Origin of the sequence: Streptomyces sp. NPDC006711 (assembly GCF_042869775.1) — a bacterium.
Taxonomy (GTDB): domain Bacteria; phylum Actinomycetota; class Actinomycetes; order Streptomycetales; family Streptomycetaceae; genus Streptomyces.
On the sequence record NZ_JBIAGO010000009.1, the window covers coordinates 63568 to 84046 of the forward strand.

The window sequence follows — 20479 nt, forward strand, 5'->3', positions numbered from 1 at the left end:
ATCTCATGGCCGCGGCGCGGGATCCGCGCACGGGAACCGCGCCTCCAGGACACCGCGCTGCGGCCACCCGAACTCTCAGCGAAGTTCCGAGACGCCCGTCGCTTCGGGGCAGTTGGTGGCGATGGTCATGCGTCGAGACCGGGCGCGGCGGCCATCGCGGCCCGGAAGGCGCTGGACCGCTCATCGATTCCGGTCAGCAGACCTTGTAAACAAAATCCAGCATCGCGATTTGACCGGCAGACAGGTCCAGATTGTCTCCGGGGTTCAGGGTGGCAATATTCGTTACGGTGCCATCGGGGTTCTGGTGTTCAAGAACAACGCCAAATCTCTCCGCCCTGCTCGCAATGCTCTGGATCTTTCCGTGCCAGGCGGACGGGATGTCAATAACTCCGCACTTCCTGCTGGCCACCACCCCTCCGTTGCCTCCGTGTTCCGCGTACATGCACACCCAGCCAGCGGTGCAGTCCCAGCTCAGAGGGCGGTTGGCTACGGCGTGCGAACCCGTGGCTGTCACGAGGGAGGCGGCGCCGACCAGGAACGTGGCAGCCAGCACGGAAGCTTTCTTCATCAATTCACCCTCATCCCATTACGTTGCCTGCGCAGGGAATTGCGGTCCCCTCGCCAGAGTCCCACCCGGGCATGCGGGACGAGTAGGGCCCTTCGGGAAAGTTCACCCGATAGATGCAGACAGGAGAGCGTGGGAATGACCGCGGGCCGGAGTTCCAGAGGTACGCCGCGCCGGCCGTGGCGGTCTGAGCGGTGCCGGGTGGACGATCCAGCGGTTCGCGGTCTCCCGCCGCCGCTTCCCGGTATCCCGTTGCGGCGGGACAGGCCCGCGAATCACCATGGCCGCCATGGACCGACCGAGACAGATCATCGCGTGCGAAGGCTTCGTCCTGCGGCGCTGGCGGGGACAGGACGACTTCGCTCCGGCGCACCAGTTGATCGAGGAGTCGCTGGAGCACCTGCGCCCCTGGGAGCCGTGGGTGGCCGGGCACAGTGCGCGAGGCACCCGGGACTTCCTCGCGTCGTGCGAGTCGAAGTGGGCGAGCGGTGACGTGTACAACTACGCCATCGTCAAGGACGGAACTCCCCTCGGCATGTGCCAGGCCTACCGCGTCGCGGGCGCACCGCACGGGCGGCGCATGGGGTACTGGCTGCACCCCGCCGCCACCGGCCGGGGCATCGCCACCAGGGCGACGGCGGCCGTGGTCGAGGAGATGTTCTCCCTGCCGGACGTGGCGTACCTGGAAGTCGCGCACGACCTGTCCAACGCCGCCAGCGCCGCGATACCACGCCGACTGGGCTTCACCGAGGTCCTGCGGGAACAGGGAACGCCGCCCGTGGCCCCCTCGGGCAGCGGGATCGACGTGATCTGGCGCCTGAACCGTCCCACGCCGCCCGCCAAGAGCGCTCCCCGCCCCTGAAAAGGGCGACGCTACACGCGGGTTCCCCTGCGGCGCAGGCGGTGGTTGCGGTGGGGGCGGGCGCCGGGCCGGGCCCGGGTCAGCCAGAGGCGGACTTCCGTGCCGCCCAGGACGGACCGGCCGATCCGCACGTCGCCGCCCGTCGATTCGGCCACCCGGCGGACGATGTCGAGCCCGAGCCCGGTCGACCCGGGCCGGCCCCCGCTGTTGCCCCGCGCGAGCGCCGCCCGGGGATCGGCGATGCCCGCCCCCGCGTCGGAGACCAGCACGATCACCGCGTCCTCGCCGTTGTGGACGTCCACCGAGAACGCCGTCCCCTCCGGGGTGTGCCGGAACACGTTGCCGAGCAGCGCGTCGAGGACCGCGACGAGGTCGGCCCGGGCGACCGGGACGCGGACGGGCCGCTCCACCCCCGCAAGCCGCACCTCGCGGCCCTCGTCCTCCGCCAGCGCCGACCAGAACGCCATCCGCTCCCGGATCACCTCGCAGGCGTCGCACCCCGCCCCCGGCCCGGCCGGCTGCGTCCTCGGCCTGGCGTCGCGCGCCGTGCGGATGATGGTGTCGACCTCACGCTCCAGCTGCTCGACCGCCGCCCGGGTCTGCTCGGCCGCCGGCCCCTCGCCCAGGCAGGCCGCGTTCAGCCGGAGCACGGTCAGCGGCGTACGCAGCCGGTGCGAGAGGTCGGCCGCCAACTCCCGCTCTTTGGACAGGAGTTGAACGACCTGGTCGGCCATGGAGTTGAAGGCGACGGCGGCGGAGCGCAGTTCGGTGGGGCCCTCCTCCGGGACCCGCGCCCCGAGCCTGCCCTCCCCGAGGTCCTGCGCCGCGCCCGCGAGCCGCTGCGCCGGGCGGACCATGCGTACCCCGAGCCGGTCGGCGACGGCCACGGACCCGATGATCAGGGCGATGCCCACGCCCGCAAGCACCAGCCAGGCCGTCGTGACGCCGTGGGTGACCTCGGCCTGCGGCACGAAGACCTCGACGATGGCGATCTGGCCGGAGCTGAGGGCGGTCGGCTGGAGAAGCGCGGAGCCGCCCGGGACATCGGCGACCGAGGCCTTGATGACCTCGCGGGTGGCTTCGAGGTCCTTGACCGGCGCCCGCCGCGTGCCGATGTCGAGGGGCGCGCTCCCGGGCACGGCCGGGTCGGCCGGCACATGCACGGCCATCCGGTCCTCTGCGCCGGACTGCGTGGAGGCGACGGCCCGCTCCAGCGCGTCGCGGTCGGTGGTGATGGACAGGGTGGGCCCGATCGCCGCGGCCTGCCGTTCGGCGTTGGAGAACGCCCGGTCGCGGGCCATCTCCTTGATGACCATGCCGAGCGGCACCGCGAAGGCGACGACGACCATCACCGTGACGGCGAGACAGACCTTGACCAGCGCCCATCTCATCGCGGCGGCTCCAGTTTCACGCCGACCCCGCGCAGGGTGTGCAGATAGCGGGGCCGCGCGGCCGTCTCGCCCAACTTCCGCCGCAGCCACGACAGATGGACGTCGATGGTCTGGTCGTCGCCGTAGGACTGCTGCCACACCTCGGCAAGGAGCTCCTTGCGCGCCACGACCACGCCGGGCCGCCCGGCGAGGAAGGCCAGCAGGTCGAACTCCCGCCGGGTCAGATCGAGTTGGACGCCGTCGAGTTCGGCCTTGCGGCGCAGCGGATCGACCCGGAGCCCGCCGACCTTGAGCACCCGCGAGGGCGGCTCGGCCCCGGCCGCGGCGCGCGCCCTGCGCAGCACGGCGGCCATCCGCGCGGACAGGTGCTCCACGGAGAACGGCTTGGTGAGGTAGTCGTCGGCGCCGTCGTTGAGCAGCCGTACGATCTCCGACTCGTCGTCCCGCGCGGTCGCGATGATCACCGGTACGTCGGTGATGCCACGCAGCATCTTCAGCGCCTCGGCCCCGTCCAGATCGGGCAGGCCGAGGTCCAGGATGACCACGTCGAACCGGACATGGGCCACTTCGCGCAGCGCCTCGAGCGCCGTGCCGACGCTCCGTACCGTGTGGGAGGCCTCGGTGAGGTGGCGGATGAGTGCGGATCGGACAAACTGGTCGTCCTCGACCACGAGCACACGTGCCATGGGCCGCACCGTACGCCATACGGAGGGACCGGGTCCCCCGTGGGAGGGGAGTCGGCGGAGGTGGGACACGGGTGTGGGCCGTGGTGCAGTATGGCCCGGATGCTCAGAGGACTCGTACACGTATCGGCGTGGGCGCTCGCCACGGGGGCGGCGGTGACGCTCTCGTGGTGGGGGGTGCACTCGGTGATGGCCGGCACCGCGTACGGCCCGCCGCGCGCCCTGCCGATCGGCGGCGGTGCGCGCCTGTCGCCGAGCGCGACCCCGGGCGCCTCCACCGGTTCGGGCACCTCCACCGGCCCGGGCCCTTCGCGGAGCCCGTCCGCGTCGGCGGCGTCCGCCTCGTCCGGTGCCGCCAAGGACCCGGGGGCCGGGCAGCCGCCTGGCGGGCACTCCCCCTCGACGACTGCCAAGTCGCCCACCCCGCCCGGCAGTTCGGACGATCCCGCCCACTCGGGCGCGGTGCGGGGCTACAACGTCTCGGGCGGCCGGGTCGTCTTCGACCTGGGCGCCGGCTCGGCCCAACTGGTCTCCGCCACACCCGCGTCCGGGTGGCGGATGGAACGCTGGATCCAGACGGAGTGGATACGGGTCACCTTCACGCGCGGCAGCGACTCCGTCTCGGTGTTCTGCACCTGGAACGGCCATCCGCCCGCCGTGGAGATCAACGACACCTGAGGGCCGGGCACTTCACCGGAAGGCCGACGCGGGCGGCGCGGGCGAGGGCTTGGCGCTCGCGTCGCGCACCACCGCCGCGCCGCCCGTGAAGTCGGCGAGCTCACGCCCGTGCTGGACGCGCCCGGGGTGCGGGTCGCCCGCGATGCGCCGGGTCAGCTCCGCCACGGGCAGGGGCACGGCCGAGCCGACGAGCACCGCGTTGCCGAACCGCTTGCCGCGTAGCACGGTCGGGTCGGCGGCGAGCGCGAGCTCGGGGAAGACGGTGGCGGCGGTGGCGATCTGGCCCCGCAGATGCGCAAGCGGCGGCCCGTCGGCGAGGTTCGCGGCGTACGTACCGCCCGGTTTGAGTACCCGGCGTACGTCGTCGAGGAATTCGGCGCTGGTCAGATGGGCGGGGGTGCGGGCCCCGCTGAACACGTCCGCGATGACCAGATCGGCCAGGGCGTCGGGGAGCTTGGCGAGCCCGGCCCGCGCGTCGCCGCCGCGCACCCGGATCCGGGCCCCGGGATCGAGCGGCAGCTCCCGGCGTACGAGCTGGACGAGCGCGGCGTCGACTTCGACTATCTGCTGGGTCGAGCGGGGCCGGGTCGCCGCTGTGTAGCGGGCCAGGGTGAAGGCGCCGCCGCCGAGGTGCAGGACGTTCAGGGGCTGTCCCGGCGCGGCGGCGAGGTCGATGACGTGGCCGAGGCGGCGCTGGTACTCGAAGGTCAGCCGCTCCGGGGCGTCGAGATCCACATGCGACTGGGGCGCGCCGTCGAGCAGCAGGGTCCAGCCGCCCGAGCGGTCGCGGTCCGGTATGAGCTCGGCGAGGCCGCCGTCCACGGCCTCCACGACGGGTTCCGGGCCCGCCCCCCGCCGCCTGCTGCTCTTCGCCATCCGGCCATTATCGACCGGCCGCGAGGGCGCCGCCCGCCCGGGGCGTGGCGGCGCGTGGCAGGTCAGCGGCGCTCGGGCCCGCCGGCGCGGGGGGTGGCCTCACAGATGCCGTCGGCCGCCTTGATCATCCGGGCCGCCTCGCCGAGGGCGGCCCGCAGCAGGCCCGGGTCGGTGACCTCGGTGGCGTCCGGCGGAAGCAGCCAGCCCGAGCCGGTGACGGGCGGCTGGACGGGCAGGCCCGCGAGACGCAGCCCGCGCCCGTTGGTCTCCGTACAGGCGCTGCCCGGTACGTCCCAGGCGGCGGCGGTGCCGGGGGGCACGAGGAAGCCGACGGTGTCGCAGGCCCCGTCGTGCAGGACCGGTCCGACGGCGGCCGGGGCGGCGCCCCGGCGGATGATGTCGACGGCCTCGATGCCCTGCCGGGCGGGCACGGTCACCAGATCACAGGGTTCCTCGGCGCCCCGCGCGAACACCGGCGGGGCGCTGGCCCGCGGATGCTGGACGGCGGCCGTCGCCCGCGGAGCGCGGACGGCGGAAGCGGCGGAAACAGCGGAAACGGTGAAGTCGATGTGGGCGTCGGTGTTCACGCAGTCCTCCAACAAGGCAAGCCCTCCGCGTCTTGGCGGCGTCTGGCGCTCTCCACATGGTTCAACGCCCGTGCGCGTCAAGAGGAACGGCGGCACGCCGCCGCAAAGGATGGCAGTTCATGGCGGATCGCGGGTGAGATATCCCTTTTGTAGCCAAACACTGTGTGAACACCCCGTCACAGACGGTACGTTCTTGCTCCGCACCACCCCGCCAGAGAGAGCTGTCGTGCCATGGCGCCGTCACCAGATCCCCAGGCAGACCCCCGGGTGAACGCGCGGCCCCCGGCGATGCCGCATCGGCCTCCCCCGGAACCCAACGTGGCGTTCCGGCAGTTGAGGGGCGCGCGCTCGCCCGGCGAGTTCGCGGCGGTGGTCCGGCGCGCGGCCCGCGAGATCGGCGAGCAGGTCGCCTGCGACGCCCGCTACATCGGACGCGTGGAGAACGGCGAGATCCGCTGCCCCAACTATGCGTACGAAAGGGTCTTCCGGCACATGTTCCCGGGTTTGAGCCTGGCGGACTTGGGGTTCTCGGCACGGGAGACGGTACGAGGCCGGGGGGCACGCCCCGTCGTCGCCACCCCGCTGATCCGTCTGGCACCCCGCCCCGAGCGCGAGGGGTACGCGGAGTACGAAGCACACGAAGCGCACGGAGCACACGGAGCACACGGCGATCAACGTGACCACGTCGATCAACGTGACCGCAGCGGTCAACGCGGCCGCAGCGGTCGCAGTGCCGACAGCACCGATCGGACTCACCGCGCTGACCAAGACCACCAAGACCACCAAGACCCCCACAACCACCAGAACCACGAGGAGAGCGACGTGCTGCGTCGCGCATTCATGACGGGCTCCACCGCCACCGTGGCGGCCGTCTCGCTCGGTCTCGGCCCGGCGTCCGCACGTTCCGTCCAGCGCGTCGGCGAGGCCGAGGTGAGCGCGGTCGAGGAGGCGGTGCGCCGGATCAGACTCCTGGACGACCGGCACGGCGCGGACGGGCTCTACCAGCGTGCCGAGCAGCCGCTGCGTACCGCCTACGCGCTGCTCGACGCGAGCGCGGCCCGCCGTTCCACCCAGGAGCGGCTGCATTCCGGCGCGGGTGAACTGGCCATCTCCGTGGGCTGGCTCGCGCACGACTCGGGCCGCTTCGGCGAGGCCCGCTCGCACTACGCGGAAGCGCTCGCGACGGCCCGGCTCGCGGGGGACGGCGCGCTGGAGGCGCACGCGTTCTGCAACATGTCGTTCCTGGCCAGGGACATGGGCCGGCCGCGCGAGGCGATGCGGGCGGCGCAGGCGGGCGAACGGGCCGCGCGGCCGCTCGGCTCGGCCCGGCTGCTCTCGCTGCTCGCGCTGCGGGAGGCGGGCGGCTGGGCCGGGCTCGGTGACCGTTCGGCGTGCGAGGAGGCGCTGGGGCGGGCGCGGGACTTGTTCGGGCGGGGCGTCTCGGACCTCGATCCGGAGTGGATGAGCTTCTTCGTCGAGGCCGAGCTGGAGATGCTGCGGGCGCAGTGCTACTCGGCGCTGGGCGAGTGGGGGCGGGCGGCGCGGCACGCCCGGCGGGCGGCGGGGCTTCAGGATCCGTACTTCACGCGGAACCTCGCGCTGTACCGGGCGGAGCTGGCCGAGGATCTGGCGCGGGCGGGGGCTCCGGCCGAGTCCGCCGCGGCGGGCCACCAGGTCCTCGACCTGTTGAACCAGGTCCAGTCCACGCGCGTCCAGGCCATGCTGACGGATACGTCCCACACGCTGACCCCTCACCGCTCCTGCCCGGAGGTGGCCTCCTTCCTGGAACGCCGCACAGCCACGGCGGTCTGACGCCCCGGCCCCCTTTCCCGCTCCCTGCGCCTCGTACGTGGCTGGTCGCGCAGTTCCTCGCGCCCCTAACTACTCGGCGCTGGCCAGCACACGCATACCCAGCCCGTCCGGCGCTTGAGGACGAAGCCCTTCAGGCCGAACGAGGTCTGGGGCAGAGCCCCAGGGACCCGGGCTGCGCGCAGTTCCCCGCGCCCCTGACGGGGTCGGCGCTGGCCAGCATGGACATAGTCAGCCCGTCCGGCGATTGAGGACGAGGCCCTTCAGGCCGAACGGGGTCTGGGGCGGAGCCCCAGGGACCCGCGCTGCGCGCAGTTCCCCGCGCCCCTGACGGGGTCGGTGCCGGCCCGCATGGACATAGTCAGCCCGTCCGGCGATTGAGGACGAGGCCCTTCAGGCCGAACGGGGTCTGGGGCGGAGCCCCAGGGACCCGGGCTGCGCGCAGTTCCCCGCGCCCCTGGCAGGGTCGTGCCGGCCCACCTGGACCCGGCCAACGGAGCTGGGGCGGAGCCACAGGGGCCTACTGCTCGAGGTGACCCGTGTCGTTCCACCGCTCAACCGCCGGCGCCCCATACGCCCACCCCAGCACCGAAAGCGACGTCGGATCCAGCCGCACCCGCGCCGCGAAGGAGATGTCCTCGCCCAGCCACCGCGCCGCGATGGACCGCAGAATGTGCCCATGGGCGAAGACCAGCACGTCCCGCCCGGCCGACCGCGCCCACGCCACCACCTCGTCCGCCCGCGCGGAGACCTGCGCCAGGCTCTCGCCGTCCGGCACCCCGTCCCGCCAGATGAACCAGCCCGGCCGCACGGCCTGGATCTCGGGCGGCGCCATCCCCTCGTACGCCCCGTAGTCGTACTCCATCAGCGCGTCCCACGGCTCGGCCCGCTCCCCGAACCCCGCGAGCTGACACGTCTCGGCGGCCCGCACCAGCGGACTCGTACGCACCTCGACGCCGGGCAGCCCGTCCCAGGGCGCGCGGTGCAGCCGCTCACCGAGCAGCTTGGCTCCGCGCCGGCCCTCCTCCAGGAGAGGAATGTCGGTCCTGCCGGTGTGCTTGCCCGCGAGCGACCACTCGGTCTGCCCGTGCCGGGCCAGCAGGATGCGCGGTGCGGCGGCTGCCATGGGTGTTCTCTCCCCGATGCCGTACGAGATCTGACAAATGACGGATAACACATGACGGATACTGAAATCTGTCCGCCGTTCGACGGCGTTCAACAAGCAAGGGCGAGCAACGCGTCACACCTCACACCCGACGCACAACCCGTGCCGAAATACTGCCAAATGTGCCGCCACCCATCATCGCGCACCCCCCGAAGCAACCCCGAGCCGGATCCCGGCGTCTGATCCGAACACCGGGGTGCTGTGCGGAGACGACCGCTTACACCGTACGGTTGAACGCACGTCGAAAACCCGGAGGCCCCCAGCGGGCAGCCCGAGGACCAAGTGGGGGGAACCTTCCGGATGCAGTTGCCGCAGCATGCCACGCGACCGCGCTGGTGGACCGAACTCCCCTTGATCGCGCTCATCTACGGGGCGTACTCCGCGGGCCGGCTGATCGTACGCGGTGACGAGGCGCGGGCCGTCGAGCACGGCCTGTCCATCCTGCGCCTGGAGAAGACGCTCCACCTCAACGCCGAGCACCCGCTGAACCGGCTGTTCACGCACACCCCGGCCGTCGGCATACCCGCCGACTTCCTCTACGCCTCACTGCACTATCTGATCACCCCGGCCGTCCTGATCTGGCTGTTCCGCCGCCGCCCCGCCCAGTACCGGGCGGCCCGCGGCTGGCTGATGACGTCCACGATGCTCGGTCTGATCGGCTTCACGTTCCTCCCGACCTGCCCGCCCCGTCTGCTCCCGGCGGTGCACGGCTTCACGGACACGATGGCCCAGTACGGCTCGTACGGCTGGTGGGGCGGTGAGGCGAGCGCGCCGCGCGGCCTGGGCGGGATGACCAACCAGTTCGCGGCGATGCCCAGTCTGCACGTCGGGTGGGCGCTGTGGTGCGGGGTGATGCTGTGGCGCTTCGGCGGCAGCAAGATCGCCCGGGTCGCGGCCGTCGCGTACCCGCTGACCATCACGTTCGTGGTGATGGGCACGGCGAACCACTATCTGCTCGACGCGGTCGCGGGCGTCGCGGTCATGGGCGTCGGCCTGCTGCTCTCCAAGCCCCTGCTGCGGCTCGCGGCGCGCGTGCGTGCCCGCTTCACAGCCGCCCCTTCGGTCACCGGCGCCCCGATTGTCAGTCCTGGATGCCAGACTTCCCAGGGTGAGCCATTCCCTGGGCAGCGGACCTCCTCCGACACCCCCGCAGAAGCCGTCGACGTCACTGCGTCGAAGGCTCGCTGAGCTACGCGGCCCGGCGGCACCCGCCCGGCCGCTGGACGCGCGGGCGCTCGCGGCCCTCGCCGCCAACCCGGGCTGCCGCAGACGCGCCCTGCTGGACGGCGCCGGGGTGGACAAGGGCGCGCTCGCGGAGGCGATCGGGTCGCCGTCGGCGGCGTTCGGCCAGTCCCAGTTCGCGTTCATGCGGGGCAACGCCTTCGAGGCGAAGGTCAAGGGCGACGGCGGCACCGAGCTGCTGCGCCTGCTGTACGAGCGGATGGGCAGCGGCGCCGAGCCGCCGGGCGCCGCCGCCTCACCCGACCTCGCGGCGGCCGGCCCCGAGGGCCGCGCGGCCCGCACCGCGCTCGCCCTGCGCGAGGCCACGACGGCCGGGGAATGGGCGCTGCTCGACCACCCGATGCTGGCCCTGGACGTGGCGGGCTCCCCCGCCTACCTGGAGCCGGACGCGGTGGTGGTCCATCCGGACGGCCGCTGGACCGTGGTGGAGATCAAGTCCTTCCCGATGATCGACGCCGCCGCGGACCCGTCGAAGGTCGGCGCGGCCGCCCGCCAGTCCGCCGTGTACGTCCTGGCCCTCGAACGGGTCGCGGAGCGCACCGAGGGCGCGTCGGTGGACCACTCGGTGCTGCTCGTCTGCCCGAAGGACTTCTCCAATCTGCCGACCGCGTCGGTGATCGACGTACGCAAGCAACTGTCGGTCACGCGGCGCCAGTTGACGCGGCTGGCCCGGATCGAGGACATCGCCGACGCGCTGCCGCCGGGCACCACCTTCGATCTCGACGGCCAGTCGGGGGCCGCCCTGGCCTCGGCGGTCGAGGCGGTTCCCGCGGTGTACGCGCCGGAGTGCCTGTCCGCCTGTGAGCTGGCCTTCCACTGCCGCGCCCGGGCCCGGCAGCAGGACCTGGTGACGGCGCTCGGCCGCCCGTTGCGCGGCGAGCTCGGCGCCCTGACGACCATCGGCGACGTCCTGGCGGCGGCGCGCGGCGAGGCGGGCGACCCGGCCGATCCGACGGTGGCCGCGGTACGGCGCGCGGCCGCCCTGCGCGCGGAGGCGACCGGAGCGGGCACGGGCGCGCGCCCCACCGTGGCCGCCCCGCGCACGGCCGCGCGGGCCGTCCCGGGCGAGGCTGCGGACGAAGCGACGGGCGAGACCCCAGGGCCGGCCGCCCCCGCCGCGAGCCCCGTCTCGCAACCCGCCGACGCCGACGCGAGCGCCACCTCACACCCCGCCGCCGACGCGACCGCCCCGGAGGGAGCACCGTGTCGCTGATCTCCACCCTGGCCCGTCTGGAGGCCGTCGAGTCCGGCCGTGCCCAGCCGCTCGCCACCGTTCGCCACCGCCATCTGTCCGAGCGGCCGCTCGTCTTCGTGCCGCTGACCACGGCGGGCGAGGCGGGCGCGCCGCTCGGCGCCCTGGTCGGCACCGACCGCGAGGCGCCGACGCTGCTCGTGGTCCCCCAGCCCCGCGACCGCGACCTGCGTTTCGCCTTCCTCGCCGACCTCGCCGAGGCCGTCCTGCCGTACCTGGAGGCGTACGCGGGCGACGTCGAGCTCACCGAGCGCTCCGAGACGGATCCGGAGACGGGCAAGAAGACCAAGGTCGAGGTCGAACTGTGCGCGGACGCGCCGCAGTTGATCGTCCCCGGCCCGGGCGGCATCGACTTCGTGCGGCTGCTCGGCCGTTCGATGCGTTTTCGCCGGACCGCCGAGCAGGATCCGGACGCGCCGTACCCCGCGCCGCCCCGGGTTCCGCTGCTGGGCCGCTGGTTCACGCATTACGCCGAGCGGGCCCGCACCCCCGGCGCGGCGCTGCTGCTGGCCGCCACCGACCTGTTGAACCGGCACTGGGCGACGGGCCAGTCCAGCCTGGAGGACCAGCACCTGGGCGCCCTGCTCGCCTGGATCGACCCGCCCGCCGGGGAGTCGGGGGCGGAGGCGGCGCTGCGGGCGGAGCTCGCGCGGGGCGCCGACGGCCAGCTTCTGTGTCCGCCGGCCGGCCCGGCCACCGACCCGGCGTTCGACAACCGGCTGCTGGCTCCGGCGGTGGAGCGCTACGACCGGGCCCGCCAAGCGCTCCAGGCGGCCGAGGACGGTGCGGCCGCCGATGAACGCCTGGGCCAACTCACCGCCGCCGAGCGGGAGATCCGTCGTCTGGTGGCGGCGCAGCTCAGGCCCACTTGGTCGGCGGTGTGGCGCGCCCTGGATCTGCTGCGGGAGCTGCCCGAGGGTGAGCGGGCGGCGGCGCGCTGGACGAGCGAACGCTGGTCGTTCACGGGCCACCGCGACCGGATCAGCGCGGGCGAGCCGCCCCAGCCGCGCCGTGACGACGCGGTGACCGCCGCCACCAAGCTGCTGCGCCGCGAGCGCGCGCAGGCCGAGCTGGAGGCGGGCGAGGCGCTGGACGATCCGCTGGTGATGGCGGGCCGCAGGCTCGCGGGTGAGGCGTTTTCGGGTGAGGTGGTGGAGGTGACGCCGGCGTGGTCGGAGTCCAAGCGCCCCAGCCCCCGCCCGCTGATCACGCTGCGCACGCGGGACGCCCCGCACCTCGCGGAGGGCGCGAAGGTCTACCGCGCTCTGGACGGCAAGCCGCAGAAGGCCGAGTTCGTGGCGTACGAACCGGAGGGCGCCGTGGTTGTGCGCGTCCTGGACAAGATGGGGCGCGGCAAGGACCCGGCGCCGGGTTCGGTGCCCGACAAGGGCGACCGGATGTGCTGGACGCTGTTCGAGCACGATCAGCGCGGCGCCCCCAAGCTGCCGGATCCCGACGCCACGCCGTGGACGCACGGCGGGCCGCCCGCGAGCGCCGCCGAGGCGCCCGACCCGCTCACCCCCGAGGACCTGCTGTGACCGCCTTCGATCCGGGTACGGCCGCGGCCGAGGCCACCGACGCGATCCTCGCCGACACCCTGAACGGCTCCTCCCGTGGCGTCGTGGTGGACTCGCCGCCGGGCGCGGGGAAGTCGACGCTGGTGGTGCGCGCGGCGCTCGAACTGGCAGCGGCGGGGCGCCCGTTGATGGTGGTCGCGCAGACCAACTCCCAGGTCGACGACCTCGTCGTACGTCTCGCCGAGAAGGCTCCGGACCTGCCGGTGGGGCGGCTGCACAGCAGCGAGAGCGACCCGTACGACAAGGTCCTCGACGATTTGGAGAACGTACGGAAGTCGTCGAAGGCGGGCGATCTGGCGGGGCTCGACGTGGTGATCTCGACGTCCGCGAAGTGGGCGCACGTCAAGGACGTCGAGCCGTGGGGGCACGCGATCGTGGACGAGGCGTACCAGATGCGTTCGGACGCGCTGCTCGCGGTGGCCGGTCTGTTCGAGCGGGCGCTGTTCGTGGGCGACCCGGGTCAGCTCGACCCGTTCGCGATCGCCGACGCCGGGCAGTGGGCGGGTCTTTCCTACGATCCGTCGGCGAGCGCGGTCTCCACGCTGCTGGCGCACAACCCGGAGCTGCCGCAGCACCGGCTGCCGGTGTCGTGGCGTCTGCCGGCGTCGGCGGCGCCTTTGGTCTCGGACGCCTTCTATCCGTTCACGCCGTTTCGCAGCGGCACGGGTCACGGCGACCGGCGGCTGGCTTTCGCTGTCGCGTCGGACGGTTCGGCGGCGGACCGGGCCGTGGACGAGGCGGCGGCGGCGGGCTGGGCCCTTCTTGAGCTGCCGGCCCGGCACACCCCGCGCACCGACCCGGAGGCGGTGCACGCGGTCGCCCTGGTCGTACGCCGTCTCCTCGACCGGGGCGGCGCGGCGACCAGCGAGCGCTCGCCGGACCCGGTCCCGCTGACCGCGGACCGGATCGCGGTCGGCACCGCGCACCGCGACCAGGCCGCGGCGGTCCGGTCGGCCCTGGCGGAGCTCGGCGTCGGCGGGGTGACGGTGGACACCGCGAACCGTTTGCAGGGGCGGGAGTTCGACGTGACGGTCGTCCTGCACCCGCTCTCGGGCCGCCCCGACGCGACGGCCTTCCACCTGGAGACGGGCCGCCTGTGCGTCCTGGCCTCCCGGCACCGGCACGCCTGCGTGGTGGTGTGCCGCGAGGGCGTGACGACCCTCCTGGACGACCACCCCTCGACGGAGCCGGTCCAGCTGGGCGTGACGATGAAGTTCCCCGACGGCTGGGAGGCGAACCACGCGGTCTTGTCCCACCTAGAGGAACACCGGGTGCCCTGGCGGCCCTGACGTTCCCCGCCGCTCGGCCGACCGTGCGGGGTGGTTACGTCGCGGGGTGCCCACCTGACTCCTCGGCCGGCCGGAACCGTCCGCTCCTCTTGACCCCGGCCACCTCGGAGGGTGAGGGTTGCGTAACAGTGCGCGACTCGCTCGACACAGGAGAGGTAGCCATGTCACTAAGGTTCTTTGGCAAAGACCCTCAGTCGGAGGAAGACGAGTGTCCGTCAGTGTTCGTGGATGACACCAACGCCGATCTCGTGTTCCAGGGCTGGAACGGCGACGAAGCCACCCAGGACCAGTGCCGGGCACACGGCCCCATCGCCGACAACGAAGGAGTCGTCCGTATCCCGGCACGCATGGTGTCGATGATCAGGAAGGCGTGCGATGACGCTGAGCGGCGAGCCGCAGCCCAGCTTCCTTGAGATGCTCGCCGATGCTCGTGTGTCGGCTGTGCATCTTGAGATGCGGGACGCGTATGGCGTCGCGAGAGAATCCGCCGACTTCCAAGCTTGGCTAGCTGGGGACACGAGCGGACAGAGGCAGGCCAGGCAAAGCCCGTTCTTCGAAGCGATCACGACCGCCGTCGAGCGGGGCGTAGCCGTCCGCAGGGCCCGGATCATCTCCATGCCCCCATCGGACTACATCCGGTTCGAGCACGCGGGGACACACCGGAACATCAAGGCCGGGGAGGAGGTCCGTTGGCTGCCGCGCAGAGACACCTCCGACTTGGCGTTGCCCGGTAATGATTACTGGCTCTTCGATGACCGGCTTGTGCGGTTCAACCACTTCAGAGGCGATGGAGGCTCTGCCGGGCCCGAAGTGACCGACGACCCCGCCACCGCCGCCACATGCTCCTCCGCTTTCAAAGCCGTGTGGGACAGGGCCGTCCCGCACGCGGAGTTCGACATCAACTAGCACGTACGGACGCAGCCAGCCCTCATGCCATCGTCGCCTCTGTCGAGCGTTGAAGCCGCTCGGAAGTCAGTCGCCATCCGGCTCCGAGGCCTACGCCTGGACGCAGATCTGACGATGCAGGGGCTGGCTGATCTGTGCCAGTGGAGTAAATCCAAGGTCTCCCGCATCGAAGCCCTGAAGACCGTGCCGGCCGATGCCGACATCCGAGCATGGTGTACCGGCTGCGGCACCCCGGAGGAAGCAACCGACCTCATCGCCGCGTCACGCGGCGCGGAGACCATGTATGTCGAATGGCGCCGCCTCCAGCGCTCTGGCCTGCGCCGCCGACAAGAAGCGATTGTTCCTCTCTTCGAACGCACGCGACGTTTCCGCGTGTACTGCTCCCGTGTCATCCCCGGGACGCTCCAGACCGAGGCATACGCGCGTGCGCTGCTGTCCACGATCGCAAGGTTCCGAGGCATCCCCGATGACTCCGCGCAAGCGGCGACGGCTCGCTTCGAACGCTCGCACAGCATCCTGTACCAAGGCGATCGGAGGTTCGCCATGATCGTGGAAGAGGATGTTCTCCACTACCAGCACGGCGACGCCGCAACGATGGCCGGACAGCTCCACCACCTGTTGCACGTGATGGGCCTACCGAACGTGTCCCTCGGGGTCATCCCCCGTACAACTCCCCGAGACATGTGGGGGCAGGAGACATTTTCGATATACGACGAGGACCGGGTGCACATCGAGCTGCTGTCAGCGAAGGTGACGGTCACGCAGCCGAGCGACATCGCGCTATACGCCCAGGCGTTCGCTGAACTCTCGAAGATGGCCATTCACGGCAACCCGGCGCGGGCCTTGATCCGTGACGCGTTGGAGTTCTTCGGGTAAGTCGTCTGCAACAAACTGCAACCGAGTGAGCACACGAAGCCGGGGCCGGGCAGAGTCGTGTATCCGCAGCAGACGCAGCGAGGGGACACCAAATGACTACTCCGCCCAAGTACCCGCGCCCCCCGGTCGAACTGGCCGGCGCGGTGGAGGCATACCTGTACGACTGCGCGCCGGCCGATGGGTGCGGGGTGTGCGCCGCGCTCGTGAGGGAGTTGGAAAAGGCCAAGGCGGCCAAGAAGTGGGGCGCGGCGTACGACGCGGCGGCGGAGGTCCGCAACCACCCTCACCCGGATCGGACGAGGTAGTGGAGATGCGGGAATGGCGCGACGCCTGGACCCGCGCCCAGCACGCCACCGACGCGCTCAGAGAAGCCCTGAACGGCATGGGAGCCGGGGTCACACAGACATCGCACTTGCGGCCCACGGTGAGCCGTAAGGGAACTGCGTGGGTGGACGTGGGCCAGCTCCCCGCGCACCTGGCCGAGCAGGTCGCAGAGGTGATCCGGGCCGGGAGCCTCGACCACGCGGGCCCGTCGTGAGCGAGCCTTCGGCGTACACGCCCGAGGAGTTGAGCCCGGACGAATCGCTTGCGGTGCTGTACCGGCTCGCCCTGAGCATCGCCGCAGAAAATGGCTCCGTCATCACGACCGGCGCCCGAGGTCTTGGGCCATACGCCTTCATGGCCGAGGTGCGTCGACTGGGCACGATTCGCCTGCCGCCCCTGACCTGACGAGCGCCTGATACTCCCGCTCTTTCCATGGTCGCGGCGGCGCGATGTGGCAGGAGCGGGCTTTGGCCCCCCGGTGAGGGCAGACCGCTTCAGACCCAGGGTTCACCGCCATCGAGTGGGCGGGCTTCCTTCCCGGTGCCAAGCTGGGCGAGTTCGACGTCACGGCGTAGGTAGTCGTCAAAAGAACGCCCCTGCCACTCCGGCTCGGGTACCCGCCCCGGGGCCTGCTGGAGAAACACCGGTCGGCGGCGACGCGGTCGATGGGCAGAGGGTCCCGTCCAGGACCAGGCATGCCTTCATCGACGCGGCCCGTTACCTGCCCAGCCGCTCGTTGGCCACAGGCACCGGGCCCTTCGAAGCCGGTTTCCCGACGGGCCCGTCCCGGGGGCGACGAACATGCGGCCGTCTGCGGCTACCGCACGCCTCTTGCGGACCCCGCCCCGTATACCCGTTATACCCGTTGGCCCCTGGCAGACGGTCACGGAGCCCGTCAGCTCCGGTCCGGTCCCGGGAACGGGGTGGTGGACCGCAGGCGTTGCATCCACAGGGAGCTCAGGTACTGGCCGTTCTTCACGGCGTACTCATGGAAGGTTCCGATTTCGGCGAAGCCGAACTTGCGGTGCAGGGCCACCGACACGTCGTTCGGCAGGGCGATGCCGGCGAGGGCGACATGCACCGGTTCGTCGGCCAGGAGACCGAAGAGCGCACGGTAGAGGGCGGTTCCCAGCCCCCGTCCTCTGCTGTCCTCGCCGAGTCCGATGCTCACCTCGACCGTTTCCCGGAAAGCGTCCTGATCGCGGTAGCACTGGCTACAGGCATAACCGAGCACCTGGTTGCCGCGCCGGGCGACGAGCATCCGGTACGGACCCGTCTCCGCGAACTGAGCGAACCAGTCCCGCCGTTCCTCCACGCGATGCGGTCTGGTGGCGAACCGGGCGTGCGAGGTCGCGGCCATGTGGTTCTGGATGGCGACGATCCCGGGCAGATCATCCGTAGTCGCAGGGACGAGTTCGACAGCGGTCTCGTAAGTCTCTTGCACCAGAGGCTCCTCACCTCAACGGGGATGTCATACCGGCACGCTATGGGCGCCTTCGGCCCCACAGAACCCCGTGATCCGAAGGCGCTGGCCATAGGCTGCACCTATGGCCCTGGAACTCGCGGACCTGCGTGTCTTCGTCACCGCCGCATCCGTCGGCTCGCTGTCCGCCGCAGCACGTGAGCTGCGCGTCGCGCAACCGTCCGTCAGCGAGCGGCTGCGCCGACTGGAACGGCTCGTCGGTCAGCCACTGCTCGACCGCTCCAGCCGAGGAGTGTCGCTGACGCCCGCAGGGGAACGGCTGCTGCCCCACGCGGAGCGGTGTCTGGATCTGGCGGCCCGGGCCCTGGACATCGCACGGGAGGACGGCACCCAAGGCACCCTGCACATGACCACCCACGCCAGCTACGCGCCGCTGGCCGTCCCCTTCGTCATCGGTGCGCTGCAACCGCTCAGATACGCCGTCGTGGTCGACGACCAGCACAGTCAGGACGCACTCCAACGGGTGGCCGCGGGCGCGACCGACATCGCCATCACCCTGCCGATGCCGCACGCTCAAGAGGTACGGCTGCACCCGTTCCGCAGTGAGCCGGTCATCGCGGTCTGTCACCCGGACCACCCGCTCGCGGCGGGCCCCTGCGACATCGCGGGGCTGAGCGGCCACCCCCTCGCCGTGAACCTCTGGGGCAGCGGTGCGCAGCTCTTTCACGAACTGCTCCTGGACGCCCCCGCCCGCGCGCATCAGCTCTACCGCGTCAGTTCCGCCGAGACGGCAGCCGATCTCGCGCACTCCGGGCAGGCCGTCGCCGTCCTCACCCGCGCCACGGTCGAACGCGACCTCGCCGCCCGCACCCTGGTCGAACTCGACGTGTGCGACATGCCCGAATGGCACGTCCACCTCATGGCAGCCCACCACCGCGAACGCGCCGCCGAGCCCGCCATCGCTGCCGTGATCAACGCCCTGGGGCACCTCAAGTCCTGACCCACCGCGCCCTCGGACACCATCACGCGGGAAACGCCCCGCCCTCACGCATCACCAGCCTCGTCCGAGCCGGCCTCACTCTGCGCCCGCACCGCGGGCCACCCGGCGCACGCCCCGCGTGCGGCTGCCCGTGCCCGCCCCCGCCGGGCCCCCTTGCGCGCACGCGGGAGAATGGACGGTGGCCCGGGGCGCCCGGACCCTGAGCGTCGACCTGCCCTGGGAGGACAGACATGCCGGAGCACGAGCGGAACGAGGAGCGGCAGCGGCTGAGGCCCGCGCCGCTGCTCTTCGAGCCTTCCGAGGCGACCGCCGACCCGGAGCACTTCTTCGATCTGGAGTCCATGGACGACCCCCGGGCGCTCCTGTCGCGCGCGACCGAGCTCGCGCTCGCCTTCCGGGCGGCCGCCGACCGCGCGGTGGAGTTCCAGGCGGTCGCGGCGGCCCAGCTCGCCGACCCGCGCCGCTTCGATCGCCTCACCCCCGCCGACGTGGCGGAACGGGCACAGTGGACCGAGGACTACGCGAAGAAGATGATCGAGTTCGGCCGGGATCTGATGCGGGGCAGCGACCTGGCGTAGCGCCGGGAGGCCCGCCCCTGAAACCCGGGCCGCACGACGGGCGAGCCCCGAGGCCGTGGCCCCGGCATCCCCGTACGACCACCCCGTACGGCTCCCCCCTCCCCAGCCCGCCCAGGCCCGCCCCCGTCCAACCGGTCCCGCCGACCACGCGCCCCGGGCATATGCCGGGCCGCAAGATACGCCCTCCCGCCCCGCCCTGTCCCGGTTTCCGCCAAGCCGCCGGGGCCGGGCCGGCGCGGCCGGTAGACGTAGAGCATGAGCAGCGGCAACGGCAACGGCGGGAGCAGCGGCGTGCGGCAGACGGAGACGGGTGGCGGCCACCTCACGGCGGTGGGCCCGCGCGGCGGTGGCCCCGCCGGCCACGACGACACCCTCGACGTCTTCCGTCTGCTGCGGGGCGAGGGGTGTCACCAGGCCGGGGAGGTGACCTCGGCGGGTGCGGCCTGGCTGGCGTCCGCCTGTGGGCATCCGCGCAGCACGCTCGCACTGTGGGAGGCCCGGCCCACCGCGCCCGGCGTGGTGTCCTGCGGCTCGGTCTTCGACGTGGTCAACGTGCCGTCGATCTTCGGACGCCGCATGCTCGACCGGCTGTGGGCGGAGGGGCCCGGCTCGGGCCCCGTCGCGGTCCACCGGGGCCGCATGCTCCTGTTCGCCGCCCCCGGCACCGCGCAGCGCCTGCCCTCGCTCCTGGAGTGGGAGGAGTGGTACGGGCCCGACGCCACCGTGCCCCCGCTGCTGTGCCACGGCGCCGGTGACGCCGTCACCGTCCCGGCGCTGGTACCCCCCGGGCGGGAGAGCTCCGGCGCGGCCCGCTGGCTGGTCGCGCCCGACACCCGCCGCCCCTGGCTGCCGGGGCCTGACGTCCTGCTGTGGGCGTGCGTGCGGGCCGCCAGGAACGAGGCCGTGGACGCGTCCTCGTTATCGATTTTTCCTCGCGCGGATCAGGATGCTAATGTCTACGACGTCAGCAGGCGCCGCTAGCTCAGTTGGTTAGAGCAGCTGACTCTTAATCAGCGGGTCCGGGGTTCGAGTCCCTGGCGGCGCACCGACGGAAGAAGCCCCCCGCGCGAGCGGGGGGCTTCTTCGTGCCCTGAGCGGGACCCTTGGAGCCCCGCTGGGGGCGGCCGAGGGAGCCAGGTGAGGCGGGCCCAGCGGGACGGCCCGGTGAGGCACCCCGGCGAGACGGGCCCAGCGCGACGGGCCCGATGACGCAACCCCGCGAGGCAGGCCCAGCGAAACAGGCCCCGCGAGGCAGCCCGGCGACAACATCCCCAGGCGGCCGACCCGGGCCGTGCGTCCCTGGCACGCCGGCCGCCCCCGGCACTCGTGCGCCCCCGGCACGCGACCGAGCCCCGCACGCTGCCGACCCCGCACGCGGTCGCCCCCGGGCCAGGCC

General features: G+C 72.3%; 23 protein-coding genes and 1 tRNA gene. 17 read left to right on the forward strand and 7 right to left on the reverse strand.

Annotated features, from left to right (window positions below; genetic code table 11):
• Positions 1 to 193: 193 nt before the first annotated feature.
• Complete coding sequence (locus ACFYM2_RS19520) at positions 194 to 568, reverse strand: hypothetical protein (RefSeq protein ID WP_358995150.1); 375 nt, start codon at positions 566 to 568, stop codon at positions 194 to 196.
• Between the two features lie 286 nt (positions 569 to 854).
• Between ACFYM2_RS19520 and ACFYM2_RS19525 the strand changes: the two genes are divergently transcribed.
• Complete coding sequence (locus tag ACFYM2_RS19525; RefSeq protein WP_358995153.1) at positions 855 to 1427, forward strand: GNAT family N-acetyltransferase; 573 nt, start codon at positions 855 to 857, stop codon at positions 1425 to 1427.
• Between the two features lie 11 nt (positions 1428 to 1438).
• On the opposite strand, the gene ACFYM2_RS19530 is transcribed toward ACFYM2_RS19525, so the two are convergent.
• Together ACFYM2_RS19530 and ACFYM2_RS19535 are read right to left on the reverse strand one after the other, a co-directional pair.
• Positions 1439 to 2818 carry a HAMP domain-containing sensor histidine kinase gene (locus ACFYM2_RS19530; RefSeq protein ID WP_358995156.1) on the reverse strand — a complete coding sequence of 460 codons (1380 nt, stop codon included), beginning with the start codon at positions 2816 to 2818 and terminating at the stop codon, positions 1439 to 1441.
• A complete protein-coding gene (locus ACFYM2_RS19535; RefSeq protein ID WP_358995158.1) occupies positions 2815 to 3504 on the reverse strand; it encodes a response regulator transcription factor in 690 nt (229 codons plus the stop codon). The genes ACFYM2_RS19530 and ACFYM2_RS19535 overlap by 4 nt, the downstream gene beginning before the upstream one ends.
• Before the next feature lie 99 nt (positions 3505 to 3603).
• Between ACFYM2_RS19535 and ACFYM2_RS19540 the strand changes: the two genes are divergently transcribed.
• On the forward strand, positions 3604 to 4179 hold the full coding sequence (locus ACFYM2_RS19540; RefSeq protein WP_388837573.1) for a hypothetical protein: 576 nt from the start codon (positions 3604 to 3606) through the stop codon (positions 4177 to 4179).
• Positions 4180 to 4191: 12 nt separating this feature from the next.
• On the opposite strand, the gene ACFYM2_RS19545 is transcribed toward ACFYM2_RS19540, so the two are convergent.
• Together ACFYM2_RS19545 and ACFYM2_RS19550 are read right to left on the reverse strand one after the other, a co-directional pair.
• Entirely contained in the window at positions 4192 to 5055 is an 864-nt protein-coding gene (locus ACFYM2_RS19545; protein WP_358995164.1) for a fused MFS/spermidine synthase, read from the reverse strand.
• Between the two features lie 62 nt (positions 5056 to 5117).
• Complete coding sequence (locus ACFYM2_RS19550) at positions 5118 to 5528, reverse strand: hypothetical protein (protein ID WP_388455728.1); 411 nt, start codon at positions 5526 to 5528, stop codon at positions 5118 to 5120.
• 402 nt (positions 5529 to 5930) lie between these two features.
• Between ACFYM2_RS19550 and ACFYM2_RS19555 the strand changes: the two genes are divergently transcribed.
• Entirely contained in the window at positions 5931 to 7454 is a 1524-nt protein-coding gene (locus ACFYM2_RS19555) for a hypothetical protein (protein WP_388837576.1), read from the forward strand.
• Between the two features lie 517 nt (positions 7455 to 7971).
• Here ACFYM2_RS19555 and ACFYM2_RS19560 read toward each other — a convergent pair.
• Entirely contained in the window at positions 7972 to 8577 is a 606-nt protein-coding gene (locus ACFYM2_RS19560) for a histidine phosphatase family protein (RefSeq protein ID WP_350230533.1), read from the reverse strand.
• A gap of 339 nt (positions 8578 to 8916) precedes the next feature.
• Between ACFYM2_RS19560 and ACFYM2_RS19565 the strand changes: the two genes are divergently transcribed.
• The 10 genes from ACFYM2_RS19565 to ACFYM2_RS19610 all read left to right on the forward strand — a co-directional run bounded on the left by ACFYM2_RS19565 (position 8917) and on the right by ACFYM2_RS19610 (position 16487).
• Positions 8917 to 9804 carry a phosphatase PAP2 family protein gene (locus ACFYM2_RS19565; protein ID WP_388837579.1) on the forward strand — a complete coding sequence of 296 codons (888 nt, stop codon included), beginning with the start codon at positions 8917 to 8919 and terminating at the stop codon, positions 9802 to 9804.
• Positions 9725 to 11071: a hypothetical protein gene (locus ACFYM2_RS19570; protein WP_358995172.1), complete on the forward strand. Its 1347-nt coding sequence runs from the start codon at positions 9725 to 9727 to the stop codon at positions 11069 to 11071. Before ACFYM2_RS19565 ends, ACFYM2_RS19570 begins: the two co-directional genes overlap by 80 nt.
• Positions 11062 to 12648 (forward strand): hypothetical protein, encoded by a 1587-nt coding sequence (locus ACFYM2_RS19575; protein WP_388837582.1) that lies wholly within the window; start codon positions 11062 to 11064, stop codon positions 12646 to 12648. Before ACFYM2_RS19570 ends, ACFYM2_RS19575 begins: the two co-directional genes overlap by 10 nt.
• Positions 12645 to 13976: an AAA domain-containing protein gene (locus ACFYM2_RS19580; RefSeq protein WP_388837585.1), complete on the forward strand. Its 1332-nt coding sequence runs from the start codon at positions 12645 to 12647 to the stop codon at positions 13974 to 13976. Before ACFYM2_RS19575 ends, ACFYM2_RS19580 begins: the two co-directional genes overlap by 4 nt.
• Positions 13977 to 14194: 218 nt before the next feature.
• Positions 14195 to 14389 carry a hypothetical protein gene (locus ACFYM2_RS19585; protein ID WP_388455484.1) on the forward strand — a complete coding sequence of 65 codons (195 nt, stop codon included), beginning with the start codon at positions 14195 to 14197 and terminating at the stop codon, positions 14387 to 14389.
• Positions 14352 to 14882 carry a DUF6879 family protein gene (locus ACFYM2_RS19590; protein ID WP_358995183.1) on the forward strand — a complete coding sequence of 177 codons (531 nt, stop codon included), beginning with the start codon at positions 14352 to 14354 and terminating at the stop codon, positions 14880 to 14882. Before ACFYM2_RS19585 ends, ACFYM2_RS19590 begins: the two co-directional genes overlap by 38 nt.
• Before the next feature lie 24 nt (positions 14883 to 14906).
• Complete coding sequence (locus ACFYM2_RS19595) at positions 14907 to 15758, forward strand: helix-turn-helix domain-containing protein (RefSeq protein ID WP_388837588.1); 852 nt, start codon at positions 14907 to 14909, stop codon at positions 15756 to 15758.
• Positions 15759 to 15850: 92 nt separating this feature from the next.
• The gene (locus tag ACFYM2_RS19600) at positions 15851 to 16063 is read left to right on the forward strand and encodes a hypothetical protein (protein ID WP_388837591.1); all 213 of its coding nucleotides are present in this window, start codon (positions 15851 to 15853) and stop codon (positions 16061 to 16063) included.
• Positions 16064 to 16068: 5 nt separating this feature from the next.
• A complete protein-coding gene (locus ACFYM2_RS19605) occupies positions 16069 to 16296 on the forward strand; it encodes a hypothetical protein (protein ID WP_388837594.1) in 228 nt (75 codons plus the stop codon).
• Positions 16293 to 16487: a hypothetical protein gene (locus ACFYM2_RS19610; protein ID WP_358995194.1), complete on the forward strand. Its 195-nt coding sequence runs from the start codon at positions 16293 to 16295 to the stop codon at positions 16485 to 16487. The genes ACFYM2_RS19605 and ACFYM2_RS19610 overlap by 4 nt, the downstream gene beginning before the upstream one ends.
• Before the next feature lie 490 nt (positions 16488 to 16977).
• On the opposite strand, the gene ACFYM2_RS19615 is transcribed toward ACFYM2_RS19610, so the two are convergent.
• The gene (locus ACFYM2_RS19615) at positions 16978 to 17526 is read right to left on the reverse strand and encodes a GNAT family N-acetyltransferase (protein WP_388455493.1); all 549 of its coding nucleotides are present in this window, start codon (positions 17524 to 17526) and stop codon (positions 16978 to 16980) included.
• A 103-nt stretch (positions 17527 to 17629) separates the two neighbouring features.
• Here ACFYM2_RS19615 and ACFYM2_RS19620 point away from each other — a divergent pair, with 103 nt between their 5' ends.
• From ACFYM2_RS19620 to ACFYM2_RS19635, 4 genes are all read left to right on the forward strand, one after another.
• Positions 17630 to 18505: a LysR family transcriptional regulator gene (locus ACFYM2_RS19620; RefSeq protein ID WP_388837597.1), complete on the forward strand. Its 876-nt coding sequence runs from the start codon at positions 17630 to 17632 to the stop codon at positions 18503 to 18505.
• A gap of 230 nt (positions 18506 to 18735) precedes the next feature.
• The gene (locus tag ACFYM2_RS19625) at positions 18736 to 19083 is read left to right on the forward strand and encodes a hypothetical protein (protein WP_350230547.1); all 348 of its coding nucleotides are present in this window, start codon (positions 18736 to 18738) and stop codon (positions 19081 to 19083) included.
• Between the two features lie 255 nt (positions 19084 to 19338).
• Entirely contained in the window at positions 19339 to 20064 is a 726-nt protein-coding gene (locus tag ACFYM2_RS19630) for a hypothetical protein (protein WP_388837600.1), read from the forward strand.
• A tRNA-Lys gene (locus ACFYM2_RS19635) sits at positions 20055 to 20128 on the forward strand. The genes ACFYM2_RS19630 and ACFYM2_RS19635 overlap by 10 nt, the downstream gene beginning before the upstream one ends.
• Positions 20129 to 20479 lie beyond the last annotated feature (351 nt).